Genomic DNA, 12,615 nt, shown 5'->3' on the forward strand with positions numbered 1-12,615 from the left:
GACCCCACCCATCCGCCCCCGAGGGGTCTAGGTGACGGGGAGGCCGGCGCGGGCCCAGGCGACCATGCCGCCGTCGAGGTTCGCCGCGTCGTACCCGGCGCCGTTGAGCCAGGCCGTGGCGCGTGCGGAGCGGGTGCCGGAGTGGCACACGAGGAGCAGGCGCCCGCCGACGGGGAGCTCGCCCACGCGTGCCGTCAGGTCGCCGAGCGGGACGTGCACCGCACCCGGCGCGTGCCCCTCGTCCCACTCGCTCCGCTCGCGCACGTCCACCAGCGTCGTGCCGGTCGCGATGGGCGCGGTCGGGTCGAGGTCGGCAGGGACGACGGCGGGAACCGGCGAGAGCATCGGGACCAGAGGCGAGGACATCGCGCCAGACTACGGGTCGGACGCTGCGGCGCTCCCGGCACAGGAGTGAGAGCATCGACGCCATGGACCCGCGCGCCGGAACCCCCGCCCAAGCCATCGACCTCATCGACACGGATGCCGTGATCGGTGCCTACTACGACCGCAGGCCCGACCTGGACGACGTCGCGCAGCAGGTCGTCTTCGGCACCTCGGGTCACCGCGGCGCGAGCCTCGACGGCGCGTTCAACGAGCCCCACATCCTCGCGATCACCGCGGCGATCGTCGAGTACCGCCGCGCCCAGGGCACGGACGGACCGCTGTTCATCGGCCGCGACACCCACGCACTCTCACTTCCGGCCTGGCAGACGGCGCTCGAGGTGCTGGCCGCCGCCGGCGTCGAGGTGCACATCGACGCGCGCGACTCCTACACGCCGACGCCGGCCGTCTCGCACGCGATCCTGCTGCACAACGGCGCGGCGACGTCCGCCGGCGTACGCAGCCAGGGCCCCGGGCTCGCGGACGGCATCGTGGTCACCCCGTCCCACAACCCGCCCCGCGACGGCGGCTTCAAGTACAACCCGCCGCACGGCGGACCTGCGGACTCCGACGCGACCGGTTGGATCGCGGCGCGCGCGAACGAGATCCTTCGCTCCGGCGTCGGGCAGGTCCGGCGGGTGAGCCTGGAGACCGCCCTGGCTGCGGACACCACCCGGCGGCACGACTTCATGGCCGCCTACGTCGATGACCTGCCGAACGTGGTCGACCTCGAGGCGATCCGCACCGCGGGCGTCCGGATCGGCGCCGACCCGCTGGGCGGCGCGTCCGTCGAGTACTGGGCCGCCATCGCCGAGCGGCACGGCCTGGACCTCACCGTGGTCAATCCGCGGGTCGACCCGCGCTGGGAGTTCATGACGCTCGACTGGGACGGCAAGATCCGGATGGACTGCTCGTCGCCGTCGGCCATGGCGTCCCTGGTGCGGATCATGGCGGGCGACGGCGCGGGCGGGAGCGCCCCGTACGACCTCGCCACCGGCAACGACGCCGACTCCGACCGGCACGGCATCGTCACCCCGGACGCGGGCCTGATGAACCCCAACCACTACCTCGCCGTGGCGATCCAGTACCTGAACTCCGGCGCCCGCCCGCACTGGTCGCCGACGGCGGCGATCGGCAAGACGCTCGTCTCCTCGGCGCTCATCGACCGGGTCGCCGGTTCCCTGGGCCGCACCCTGCTCGAGGTGCCGGTCGGGTTCAAGTGGTTCGTGCCCGGCCTGCTCGACGGTTCGGTCGGGTTCGGCGGCGAGGAGTCCGCCGGGGCGTCCTTCCTGCGCACCGACGGCACCGTGTGGACCACCGACAAGGACGGCCTGCTGCTCGCGCTGCTGGCCGCCGAGATCCAGGCGACGACCGGACGCTCGGCGTCGCAGCACCACGCCAGCCTCGTCGAGCAGTTCGGCGAGTCCTGGTACGCCCGGGTCGACGCGCCCGCGACCCTCGCCGAGAAGGCGACCCTGGGACGGTTGACCCCGGAGCAGGTCCGCTCGACCTCGCTCGCCGGCGAGCCGATCACCGCGAAGCTGACGACGGCGCCGGGCAACGGCGCGTCGATCGGTGGTCTGAAGGTGACCACCGAGAACGCCTGGTTCGCCGCCCGCCCGTCGGGCACCGAGAACGTCTACAAGATCTACGCCGAGTCGTTCATCTCGGCCGAGCACCTGGCGCTGGTCCAGGTCGAGGCCAAGGCGGTCGTCTCGGCCGCGCTGAGCTGAGCGCGCTGGCCTGAGCGACCAGCACCGGTCGCTGTCTCGACCGGATGGGAGAGAATGGCCGCGTGCACCGGCCCTACAGCGAGATCCTCAAGACACCGGGCTCGTTGGCTTTCTCGGCTGCTGGCGTGCTCGCGAGACTGCCGATCTCGATGGTCGGGATCGGGATCGTGCTCATGGTCTCCGCGATCTACGACTCGTACGGGCTGGCCGGGCGGATCTCGGCGGTGTACGTGATCGCGAACGCCGTCTGCGGTCCCCAGCTCGCGCGCTACGTGGACCGGTACGGCCAGGCGCGGATCATGCGCCCGGCCATCGCGGTCGCCGTCGTCGGGATCGCGGCCCTCGTGCTGGTCGCCTCGGCGCAGGCCCACCCGGTCTGGCTCTACGCCACGGCGATCGTCGCGGGCGTCCCGGCCGGCTCGTTCGGCTCGCTGGTGCGGGCCCGCTGGTCGTACGTGCTCCACGATCCCCGCCAGCTGCACACCGCCTACTCGCTCGAGTCGGCGCTCGACGAGGCCGTGTTCGTCATCGGCCCCGTGCTCGCCACGGTGCTGGCCACCTCGGTCGCCCCGTCCGCCGGCCTGATCGTGCCGATGGTCGCGCTGATCGTCGGGGGGTACCTGTTCCTGTCGCTGCACCGGACCGAGCCGCCCGCGTATCAGGCCGTCCTGGCCGCATCTCAAACCGTTCCGGCCGCGCCCGGCGTCCCGGGCGCGCAGACCGACTCCCTCGGGACGGCCGCGCAACCCGCACCACGCCGCACGCGGGCCCGCAGCGTCCTGCGGTCCCCCGGCATGCTGGTGCTGGCCATCGTCTTCGTCGCGATGGGTGGCATCTTCGGCGCGACCGACGTCTCGACGGTCGCGTTCGCGCAGGAACAGGGCTCGAAGGCCTCAGCCGGTTTCGTGCTCGCCTCGTTCGCGCTGGGCTCGATGATCTCCGGCCTCGGCTACGGCGCGCGGCACTGGCTGACGCCGCTGTGGAAGCGGTTCGCGATCGGGATGGTCGCCCTCGCGTTCGGGGTCTCGCTCTTCTTCCTGGTCAACAGCATCCCGATGCTCGCCCTGGTGATGTTCGTGACCGGCTTCGCGATCGCCCCGACGCTGATCAACGGCAACGGGCTGGTCCAGTACTTCGTGCCGCCCGAACGGCTGACCGAGGGGCTGACCTGGGTGGGCACGACGCTCGGGATCGGCGTCTCGTTCGGTTCCTCGATCGCCGGGATGCTGATCGATCGCCAGGGCTCCCGCGGCGGGTTCGCCGTGGTCGCCTTCTGCGGCGGGTTCGCCGTGCTCGCCACGTTGGCCTCGCTCCGCGCGCTGCGGGCCGGCAACCCCGCGGTCGTCGTCGTCGGCCCGTAGGCACGAGGCACCGCGTCGCGAACGAGGATCCAACCGCCGAGCTAGAAGCCGTTGAGGTCGCGGATGTGGGCGCGGGCGGCGGTCATGATCTCGCGCATGACGCGCTCGGCCTCGTCCGCATCGCCGATCAGGATCGCGTGCGCGACGGCGTCGTGCCCGTCCAGCGACTCGGTGCCCGGCTCGCGCTGCGCCTGCCCCTCATGGGTGCGCCCCACGAGGACCTCCGCGAAGACGTCGGTCAGGGCGGCGAACATCTCGTTGCCGCTCGCGCGGAGCACCGCGGTGTGGAAGGCGACGTCGAGGGCGAGGTACTCCTCGCTCAGCCGGGCCTCGCCCGCCGCCCGCATCCGGCCGGCGATCACGACGAGCTCGGCGCGCTGGGCGTCCGTCGCGTGCCGCGCCGCGGCGCTCGCCGCGAGCGGTTCGACCGCGACCCGGAGCTCGTTCAGGGAGCGCAGCTGCGCGGAGCGCCCCGGACCCCCCAGCCGCCAGCGGATGATCCGCGGGTCGAGGACGTCCCACTCCTCGGTCGGCCGGACCACGATGCCGACCCGTCGACCCGACGTCACCAGCTGGAGCTGCTCGAGCAGGCGCATGCACTCGCGCGCCACGGTCCGGGAGACTCCGAACCGCTGCTGCAGCCGCTCGAGGGTGAGGACGCTGCCCGCGACCAGCTCACCGGCGGTGATCTCCCGCCCGAGCGTGTCGAGCACTGAAGTGTGCAGCCCTTCGGACATTTCGGCCCTTCGCTACCCCCGATGGAGCGTTCTGTATCAGTTTGTCTACTCTGACCCAGTTGCGCATTATTACCGTCGCGCGACTTTACACCGAGATGGCGCAATCCGGACGAGAATCTCACCGGAGCCGCAGGTTGAGCGCCGAAAAGTCCCCCGGACGGACCAGAAGCAGACGATTTCCACACAAATGCCCATCGCTGCCGCAGCGATCAGCCGCCCGGGATGGTCGTCCGCGCGGGTCGTCAGTTCGTTCCGGGACCACTCTCGCGGGAGTCGACGACGTATTCGACCGTGCCGGCGAGCTTTTCCTTGAACGTCGAGCCCTCGGACTTGGCGAACTCGGCCACCCGGTCCTTGAGCGCCGCGCCCTCGGTCTTGGCGAACTCGGTCGCCTTGCTGCTGAGGTCGGTGACCTGGGCCTGGACCCGTGGATCCGACCAGGCATCCTGGGTCCAGCCGCGGACCTTCTCCACCTGCTCCCGCCCCGCCTTGGTCCCGAGGAGGTACCCGAGCCCTGCACCGACGATGAATGCCGCTTTCGACCCCATGTTCAACTCCCCGTGTGTGCGTTGGTGCGTCCGTGTCGTTGCGGTCGAGCCTACGGCGTGGGTCCCGGCGAGGTCAGCCGACCGTGGCCCCGAACGCCAACCCGAGCAGATACGTCACCGCCGCGGCGCCGTAGCCGATCGCGAGCTGGCGCAGCGCGCGCCGGACCGGCGGCCCGCCCGAGAGGATCCCGACCGTCGCCCCCGTCAGCAGGAGCGCCAGCCCGACGAGCGCGGACGCGAGCAGCACGGCGGCCAGCCCCTCGAGCCCGAACAGGTAGGGCAGCACGGGGATGAGCGCACCCGAGGCGAAGAAGCAGAAGCTCGAGGCGGCCGCGCCCGCTCCGGTGCCGATCGCCTCGTGCTCGTCGGGCGGGGACGACGACGGCGGCTCCACCACCCCCGCGAGCACGCCTCGGGCATGCTCGACGGCGTCGTCCTCCGCCATCCCGCGGGCCCGGTACACCAGCGCCAGCTCGTTGGCGTCGACGTCCAGGTAGGGGACGGCGCCCTGCGCGTACAGGTTCGACGACGAGGCCTCGAGCAGCTCGCGCTGGGAGCGGACCGACACGTACTCCCCGGCCGCCATCGACAACGCTCCCGCGAGCAGGCCGGCGAAGCCGGTGAGCAGCACGGTCGCGGGCCCGACGCCGCTCGCGCCGATCCCGAGGATCAGGGCCAGGTTGCTCACGAGCCCGTCGTTCGCCCCGAAGACCGCGGCCCGGAAGGTCCCGGACATCCGGTTGCGGCCGCGGGTGGCCAGACCGCGCACGACCTCCTCGTGGATCTGCTCGTCGGCGGCCATCGCCGCCGTGGCGTCCAGGTTCGTCGCGTACTGGGACCTCGCCTCCGCCCGTTGCGCCAGGGCGAGCACGAAGACCGAACCGAACCGCCGGGCCAGGAACCCGAGCGTGCGGGTGCGGAAGTCACCGCGCGGCACCCGGCCGACGTCGTCACCGAGGAGGCCGAGCCAGTGCGCCTCGTGCCGTCCCTCGGCCGCAGCCAGGGCGAGCAGGATCGCGCGCTCCTCACCCGTGCGGCGCGCGGCCAGGTCGCGGTAGACGGCCGCCTCGGCCCGCTCGTCGGCGAGGTACTGCCGCCAGCGCTTGAGGTCGCTCGGGGTGGGGGTGCGCGCGTGCGCGGCGGGTCCGGGCGAGGCTGGCATAGGCGACATCTTCCCTCAAGGTCCCCGCCGCCGACCCGCGGGCGCTCAGTGGGCCCAGGCCTCGACGTGCGTGCGCACGCTCACCCCGGTGCGGGCGGCGGTGCCGATCGCGAGCCCGAGCAGGTGGTCCTGGCAGCCCTGGGCGAGCGGGTACGGCGCCGGCCCGCCCGCGACCCACGCGGCGGTGCCGGCGAGCAGGGCCGCGACGGCCAGGTCGTCGTCGGCCAGGCGCGCCCCTTGGAAGACGTTGCGGTACAGGACCTGACCGTCGACGCTCAGGTGGTCGAGGTCGAAGCCGTCGAGGTTCTGCTCGATCCCGGCCTGCCGGCGCACCAGGTGGGACTCCACCACGGTCCGGTCGCCGGTGAGCCGGACGATCCGGTCGTCGACGAGCTCACCTCGGCTCCCGCGCACCACGATCCGGTTGGTCCGCAGCGGGTTGTGCCACTGGTTGTCGGTGAAGTCGTACAGCCCGCTGCGCCCGTCGCCGAAGTCGAGGGTCGCGATCGTCGTCGTCGCGTCGCGCGCCGTGTCGTCGCTGGTCCACCCGGCGCGCGTGATCGGGTCCACGAGCGGCGCGGTGAACGTCCGCGCGCTCACGTCGACCACACCAAAGCCGACCCCACTCGAGCCGGCGCCTGCATCGCCGCCCACGCCCACGCCCACGCCCAGCATCGCCCGGATCACCGCGACCGCGTGGTACTGGTGCGTCGAGGAGATCTGCACCGACGTCACCTCGCCGACGAGCCCGAGGCGCAGGGCAGCGAGGCGCGCCGCGTGGGCGGGCATGAACGGGCTGTGCTCGGCGACCTGGACCAGGCCGGACTGGCCGACGTCGGCCCACAGGGCGCGCAGGCCGGCGAGGTCGGGCGCCGGCGGGGTCTCGGCGAGGACCGGCACGTCCCAGGCGACGAGCTCGCGGATGACGCCGGGCGACACCGCCCACGGAACGGCGACCACGACGAAGTCGGGGAGCTCGAGCTCGAACGCGGCCGCGATCGTGGGAGCGGTCGGCACGCCCCACGCACGGGCGACGTCGGCCCGGCGCTCCTCGCCGCGACTCACGACGGCAGTCACCGCGAACCGTTCCGGCATCAGACGCGCCAGCCGCGCGAAGAACTCCGCCCGCCAGCCGCTGCCGACGATCGCGAACCGCGCCTGGGCGATGCCGTTCGCCGTGCCCGGGTCGAGGCTGTGCGTCATGGCGGGGACTCCTCGGGTCTGCCCCGGGGCCACGCCGGTCCGGGGCCTCTCGACCCTAGCCCCGGACCGGACCTCGCCCCGGCACGTCGCAGCCTCCCTCAGACGGCCGGTTCTCAGACGGCCGCGCGGAGCCCCTCGGCGAGCGTCGTCGTCGGCCGCCCGAGCAGCCGGCCCAGGTCGCCCGACGTCTCGGCGAGCAGCCCCGCCCGCGTGTCCCCGTCGAGCGCGACGATGAACCCCGCCGTGCCCGGGTCGATTCCCGCCTCGGCGAGGGCGGCCAGGTGCTCCTCGGGGGCCAGCGAGCGGTAGGCCACCGTCCGGCCGACGATCTGGCCGAGGACCTCAGCCAGCTCGTCGAAGCCCCACGCGGTGTCGCCGGAGAGCTCGTAGACGCGGCTCTCGTGCCCCTTCTCGGTCAGGACGCGGGCGGCCGCGGCGGCGTAGTCCGCCCGGGTCGCACTCGCGACGCGGCCCGCCCCGACGCTGGCGACCAGCTCCCCGGTGGACCGGGCGTGCTCGACGTTGCCGAGGTAGTTCTCGGTGTACCAACCGTTGCGCAGGATCGTGAACGCGAGGCCGGACGCCCGGATCAGCACCTCGGTCGCCCTGTGCTCGGGCGCCAGGATGAGGGCGGTCGTGTCCGCCTGGGGAGCGCTCGTGTACACGATCCGGTGGACGCGCGCCGTCACGGCCGCGTCGATCACGTTGGTGTGCTGGACCAGCCGCTGGCCGACCTCGCTGCCCGAGACGAGGAGGACGACGTCGGCCCCGGTGAAGGCCGCGACGAGCGTGTCCGGCGCCGCGTAGTCGATCGCGGCGACCCGGACGCCACGCGCGGCGAGGTCGGCCAGCGTGTCGACGCGACGCCCGGCCGCGACGATCTCGTCCGGCGGCAGCCCGCCGGCGAGCAGAGCCTCGACGACGAGGCGACCGAGATGGCCCGTGGCACCGGTGACGACGACAGACATGAGGGTCCTCTCGATTGTTGAGTAGTTGAACGGGTCAACAATCGCGCGCCGAAATCGTTACCGGTGAGGGGCCAGCCGACCGCGTCGCGCCCGAACCCGCTCGCGGGTGACGTAGATCGCGACCACGATCCCCACGAGCACCGCGGTCGCGAAGACCTGAGCTCGAGCGGCGTCGTCGGTGAGCATGAGGCCGACCAGTCCGACCAGCAGGGCCAGCGTGAGCCAGCTGAGGTACGGGAAGCCCCACACCCGGACCGTCAGCAGGCCCTCCGCCTCGAGCCGGCGACGCAGGCGCAGCTGAGAGATCGCGATCACGATCCAGATCACGACGAGGGACGAGCCCACCGCGTTCAGCAGGAGGCCGAGCAGCTGGTCCGGCAGCAGCCAGTTGAGCAGCACGCTGACCAGCGCGAACACGACCGAGACGAGCACGGCGGTCACCGGCACGTCCTGCCGGGAGACGTGCGTCAGCGACGGCGGTCCGTCGCCCCGCTGGGCGAGCGAGAACGCCATCCGCGACGTGCCGTAGATGTTCGCGTTGAACGCGGACATGAGCGCCACGACGACGACGATCTCCATCATCAGCGCCAGGCCCGGGATGTTCGCCAGCTCGAGGACCGCGACGAACGGACCCGCGAGGAGCGCCGGCGAGTTCCACGGCAGCACCAGCACCATGATCGCCACGGAGCCGACGTAGAACAGCATGATCCGCCACACGACGCTGCGAGCCGCGGCCGCGATGCTGCGCTGGGGGTCGTCCGACTCGGCCGCCGCGATCGTGACGATCTCGATGCCGCCGAAGGCGAAGACGACCACGAGCAGGCCCGCGGCGACCTGGCCGACGCCGTTGGGGGCGAAGCCGCCCTCACCGAGCAGGTTCGTGAACCCGACCGGCTCGGTGCCCGGCAGCAGCCCGAAGACCAGGGCGGTGCCGACCACCAGGAACACGACGATCACGGCGACCTTGAGGGCCGCGAACCAGAACTCGAACTCCCCGAAGTTGCGGACCCCGACGAGGTTCACGGCCGCGAAGAAGGCGATCAGCGTGAGAGCGACCGTCCACTGCGGCACGGCGGGGATCCAGCTGTGCACGATCGACGACGCCCCGGTGAGCTCGACCCCGAGCACCATGATCAGCGTGAACCAGTAGACCCACCCGAGGGTGAACCCGGCCCAGCGGCCGATGCCCTCCTCGGCGTACGTCGAGAACGAGCCGCTCGAGGGCAACGCCGCTGCCATCTCGGCGAGCATCCGCATGACGAGGACGACCAGCACCCCGGCGATCGCGTAGGACAGCAGGATCGCCGGTCCGGCCGTGCGGATCCCGGTCCCCGTGCCGAGGAACAGCCCCGCGCCGATCGCCGATCCGAGGCCCATCATCGTGAGATGACGCACCTTGAGCCCTGTACCGAGATGCTCGGTTTCGTTGCCTGACACGCGGCGAGGGTACCTACCCGCGGCGCCCGCCCGATTGACGACCTCCCAGCGCACTCCCAGACTGTGCCCGTAAACTGCTCGCCGTCCGTCGCCGTGCGCGCGTACCGATTGCCGTGCACCGACCGCCGATGGGCAGCAACAACGATGAAGGGCCCGATCTTGCGCCGACTTACCCGTACCACGGTGGCCGCCTCCGTGGCCGCGCTCCTCCTGCTCGCCGGATGCTCGGGCGGCTCCGGCGACGATGCGACGCCGTCGGCCACCCCCAGCGCCGACTCCGCCGCGGACGCCGCTCCCGAGCCGACCGCCGAGGACATCGCGGCCCTCGAGGCGGTGAAGGTCGAAGGTGAGGCCGGCGCCGAGCCGACCGTCACGTTCGAGCAGCCGTTCACCGTGTCCGCCGCGGTCGCCCGGGTGGTCACCGCCGGTACGGGCGAGGACCTCACCGACGGGCAGATCCTGTCCATGAACTACATCGCGGTCTCCGGCGCGGACGGCACGACCCAGAGCACCACCTACGGCGCGGAGCCGGACCACATCACGATGGGCGACCCGTCCCTCATCCCTGCGCTCAACGACGCCCTCGCGGGCCAGCAGGTCGGCACGCGCGTCCTGCTCGCCAGCCCGGGCACCGAGGACACCGCCCTCCTGGCCATCGAGGTCACCGAGGCCAAGACCATCCCGACCCGCGCCGAGGGCGAGGCCGTGACTCCTGCGGACGGCCTGCCCGTGGTCGAGCTCGGCGACGACGGCGCCCCGACCATCACCCCCGCCACGGGCGACGCGCCGACCGAGCTGGTCGTCCAGCCGCTGATCAAGGGCACGGGCGCCGCGGTCACGACGGGCCAGACCGTGACCTTCCAGTACTCCGGCGTGCTGTGGGACGGCACGCCGTTCGACTCCTCGTGGGAGAACGGGGCACCCTTCACCACCACGATCGGCACCGGCGCGGTCATCCCGGGCTGGGACCAGGGCCTCGTCGGGCAGACCGTCGGCAGCCAGGTGCTGCTGGTCGTCCCGCCGGCGCTCGGCTACGGCGAGACCGCCACGGGCGCGATCCCGGCGAGCTCGACCCTGGTCTTCGTCGTCGACATCCTCGACGCGAGCTGATCCGCGCCACCTGATCGCCCCGCGCGACCTCGAACGGGACACATCCCGTTCACCGAGAGCGACGTTCCGCCCCCTGCACGACGCACAATGGGGCTGGGACGTCGCTCTCGGCGTCTGACCTGCGGGAGGGGACAACGTGGACCTCGGGGTGTTCGTCGGCCTGGCCACGCTCGACGTGGTGCACCGTGTCGAGCGTCTGCCCGGCACGAACGAGAAGGTCACGGCGCTGCGACAGGACGTCGCCGCCGGCGGCCCGGCCGCCAACGCCGCGGTCGTGTTCGCGGCGCTGGGCGGGCATGCGCGGCTCGTGACAGCGCTCGGCACCGATCCGGTGGCGCGCCTGATCCGCGCCGAGCTCGAGGCCCGGGGGGTCGAGGTGATCGACGTGACCCCCACCGCCACGACCCCACCCGCGGTCTCCGCCGTGGCGGTCACCGACTCCACGGGCGACCGCTCCGTCACGTCGAGGGACGGCGCCGCGCACGACGTCGCAGCCCCGGCCGATCTGGCCCGGCATCTCGCGGGCGCCCAGGTCGTGCTGCTCGACGGACACCACCCGCACCTCGCGGCCGCCGCGGCGCGGGCAGCCCGGCCGGCGGACCCGGCGGCCGAGCGCGCCGTCGTCGTGCTCGATGCGGGCCGGTGGCGACCGGTGATGGCGCACCTGCTCGACCTCGTCGACGTCGCGGTCTGCTCGGCCGACTTCCGCGCCCCCGGCACCACCGACTCCGACGCGAGCGCCGTCGCGCTGCTCGAGCGCGGAGCCGGGTGCGTGGCCACCACGCACGGGGCCGACCCGGTGCAGTGGTGGCGGCCGGCGTCGTCGGGCCGCGCGGTCTCCGGCACCGTCCCGGTGCCGCGCGTGACCGCGGTCGACACGCTCGGCGCCGGGGACGCGTTCCATGGCGCCTTCGCCTGGTTCGTGGTCCAGCGCCCGCTCGATCACGACGGCGCGGGCATGCGCCGAGCGCTCGACTCCGCCGCCCGCGTCGCCGCCCTGCGGTGCACGATCCCGGGGCCGCGGGACTGGTTGGCGGCCCTCGCCTCGTGGCCGACGGCGGCGGGGTCGCTTCCCGGGACGGCTCCCGGTACGTCGTCGGCCACGAGGTCGGCGACGGGGGCCCGGTGACGGCACCCGACGTCGTCGAGTGCACGCTCGACGAGCTGGCCGAGCGTGCCCGCACGCTCGTGGTCCCCGGCACACGGCACCTGCTCGGCCTGACGGGTGCGCCCGGCGCCGGCAAGTCGACGGTCGCCGCCCAGCTGGTCGCCCGGCTCGGTCCGGGAGCCTCGATGCTGGTCGCGATGGACGGCTTCCACCTCGCCGGGACGGTGCTCGATCGGCTCGGCCGCGGCGCGCGCAAGGGTGCCCACGACACGTTCGACGACGCCGGGTACGCCGCGATCCTGCGCCGGCTGCGGGCCGCCGATCCGACCGAGACCGTCTATGCCCCGGAGTTCCGCCGGGAGCTCGAGGAGCCGATCGGGTCGGCGATCGCGGTGCCGCCGCACATCCCGCTCGTGATCACGGAGGGCAACTACCTCCTGCTCGACTCCGGCGCCTGGCCGCAGGCGCGCGACCTGCTCGACGCGGTGTGGTTCCTCGCCCCGGGCGACGCGGTGCGCCGGGACCGGCTCGTGCGCCGGCACGAGGCCTTCGGCAAGTCCCCGGAGCAGGCGCGGCACTGGGCCCTGGGAAGCGACGAGCGCAACGCCGAGCTCATCGCCACGACAGCGCGGCATGCCGACCTGGTGGTCCGGCTGATCTGATCGCGCGCGTCGTTCCTGCGGCGTGCCGTTGCGCTCGGACGACCCCGGATCAGGAGCAACAACGCGGCAATTCACCCGTTTGCCCGTGAGATAGGACACACTGACTCAGGTCAACGATGCGTTTGACCGGATTCGTCCGGCATTCGCAGGCGCCCGCTCCATCGCAGAAGTGGAGAACCGTGAATACAGCCCGGAAATCTGTGGC

General features: G+C 72.8%; 12 protein-coding genes. 5 read left to right on the plus strand and 7 right to left on the minus strand.

The features are described from left to right. Positions 1-27 precede the first annotated feature (27 nt). Positions 28-366, minus strand: coding sequence for a rhodanese-like domain-containing protein (locus EUA98_RS07685; RefSeq protein ID WP_242511333.1), 339 nt, complete (start codon positions 364-366; stop codon positions 28-30). Positions 367-428: 62 nt separating this feature from the next. Here EUA98_RS07685 and pgm point away from each other — a divergent pair, with 62 nt between their 5' ends. Beyond that, positions 429-2,114 (plus strand): phosphoglucomutase (alpha-D-glucose-1,6-bisphosphate-dependent), encoded by a 1,686-nt coding sequence (gene pgm, locus EUA98_RS07690; protein WP_130102085.1) that lies wholly within the window; start codon positions 429-431, stop codon positions 2,112-2,114. Positions 2,115-2,176: 62 nt separating this feature from the next. Beyond that, positions 2,177-3,475 carry an MFS transporter gene (locus EUA98_RS07695; protein WP_242511334.1) on the plus strand — a complete coding sequence of 433 codons (1,299 nt, stop codon included), beginning with the start codon at positions 2,177-2,179 and terminating at the stop codon, positions 3,473-3,475. A 41-nt stretch (positions 3,476-3,516) separates the two neighbouring features. Here EUA98_RS07695 and EUA98_RS07700 read toward each other — a convergent pair whose 3' ends face one another. From EUA98_RS07700 to EUA98_RS07725, 6 genes are all read right to left on the minus strand, one after another. After that, on the minus strand, positions 3,517-4,212 hold the full coding sequence (locus EUA98_RS07700) for a FadR/GntR family transcriptional regulator (RefSeq protein ID WP_130102087.1): 696 nt from the start codon (positions 4,210-4,212) through the stop codon (positions 3,517-3,519). Between the two features lie 242 nt (positions 4,213-4,454). Continuing rightward, a complete protein-coding gene (locus EUA98_RS07705) occupies positions 4,455-4,760 on the minus strand; it encodes a YtxH domain-containing protein (RefSeq protein ID WP_130102088.1) in 306 nt (101 codons plus the stop codon). 73 nt (positions 4,761-4,833) lie between these two features. Next, positions 4,834-5,931, minus strand: a complete 1,098-nt coding sequence (locus tag EUA98_RS07710) for a VIT1/CCC1 transporter family protein (protein WP_130102089.1) — start codon at positions 5,929-5,931, stop codon at positions 4,834-4,836. Between the two features lie 36 nt (positions 5,932-5,967). After that, a complete protein-coding gene (locus tag EUA98_RS07715; RefSeq protein WP_130102090.1) occupies positions 5,968-7,125 on the minus strand; it encodes a Gfo/Idh/MocA family protein in 1,158 nt (385 codons plus the stop codon). A 113-nt stretch (positions 7,126-7,238) separates the two neighbouring features. Beyond that, on the minus strand, positions 7,239-8,093 hold the full coding sequence (locus tag EUA98_RS07720; protein ID WP_130102091.1) for an SDR family oxidoreductase: 855 nt from the start codon (positions 8,091-8,093) through the stop codon (positions 7,239-7,241). A 57-nt stretch (positions 8,094-8,150) separates the two neighbouring features. Next, the gene (locus EUA98_RS07725; RefSeq protein WP_255424289.1) at positions 8,151-9,530 is read right to left on the minus strand and encodes an amino acid permease; all 1,380 of its coding nucleotides are present in this window, start codon (positions 9,528-9,530) and stop codon (positions 8,151-8,153) included. Between the two features lie 183 nt (positions 9,531-9,713). Between EUA98_RS07725 and EUA98_RS07730 the strand changes: the two genes are divergently transcribed. The 3 genes from EUA98_RS07730 to EUA98_RS07740 all read left to right on the plus strand — a co-directional run bounded on the left by EUA98_RS07730 (position 9,714) and on the right by EUA98_RS07740 (position 12,410). Then, the gene (locus EUA98_RS07730; RefSeq protein WP_242511335.1) at positions 9,714-10,640 is read left to right on the plus strand and encodes an FKBP-type peptidyl-prolyl cis-trans isomerase; all 927 of its coding nucleotides are present in this window, start codon (positions 9,714-9,716) and stop codon (positions 10,638-10,640) included. A gap of 136 nt (positions 10,641-10,776) precedes the next feature. Then, complete coding sequence (locus EUA98_RS07735) at positions 10,777-11,769, plus strand: PfkB family carbohydrate kinase (protein WP_130102093.1); 993 nt, start codon at positions 10,777-10,779, stop codon at positions 11,767-11,769. Continuing rightward, positions 11,766-12,410 (plus strand): nucleoside/nucleotide kinase family protein, encoded by a 645-nt coding sequence (locus EUA98_RS07740; protein ID WP_130102094.1) that lies wholly within the window; start codon positions 11,766-11,768, stop codon positions 12,408-12,410. Before EUA98_RS07735 ends, EUA98_RS07740 begins: the two co-directional genes overlap by 4 nt. Positions 12,411-12,615: the final 205 nt, after the last annotated feature.

It is taken from the genome of Pengzhenrongella frigida (genome assembly GCF_004168625.1).
GTDB classification, from domain to species: domain Bacteria; phylum Actinomycetota; class Actinomycetes; order Actinomycetales; family Cellulomonadaceae; genus Pengzhenrongella; species Pengzhenrongella frigida.

Bases quoted from the DNA above. Each gene is read 5' to 3' on its own strand.
- EUA98_RS07685 (WP_242511333.1), bottom strand. From the start codon at position 366: ATGTCCTCGCCTCTGGTCCCGATGCTCTCGCCGGTTCCCGCCGTCGTC.
- pgm (WP_130102085.1), top strand. From the start codon at position 429: ATGGACCCGCGCGCCGGAACCCCCGCCCAAGCCATCGACCTCATCGAC.
- EUA98_RS07700 (WP_130102087.1), bottom strand. From the start codon at position 4,212: ATGTCCGAAGGGCTGCACACTTCAGTGCTCGACACGCTCGGGCGGGAG.
- EUA98_RS07705 (WP_130102088.1), bottom strand. From the start codon at position 4,760: ATGGGGTCGAAAGCGGCATTCATCGTCGGTGCAGGGCTCGGGTACCTC.
- EUA98_RS07710 (WP_130102089.1), bottom strand. From the start codon at position 5,931: ATGTCGCCTATGCCAGCCTCGCCCGGACCCGCCGCGCACGCGCGCACC.
- EUA98_RS07715 (WP_130102090.1), bottom strand. From the start codon at position 7,125: ATGACGCACAGCCTCGACCCGGGCACGGCGAACGGCATCGCCCAGGCG.
- EUA98_RS07720 (WP_130102091.1), bottom strand. From the start codon at position 8,093: ATGTCTGTCGTCGTCACCGGTGCCACGGGCCATCTCGGTCGCCTCGTC.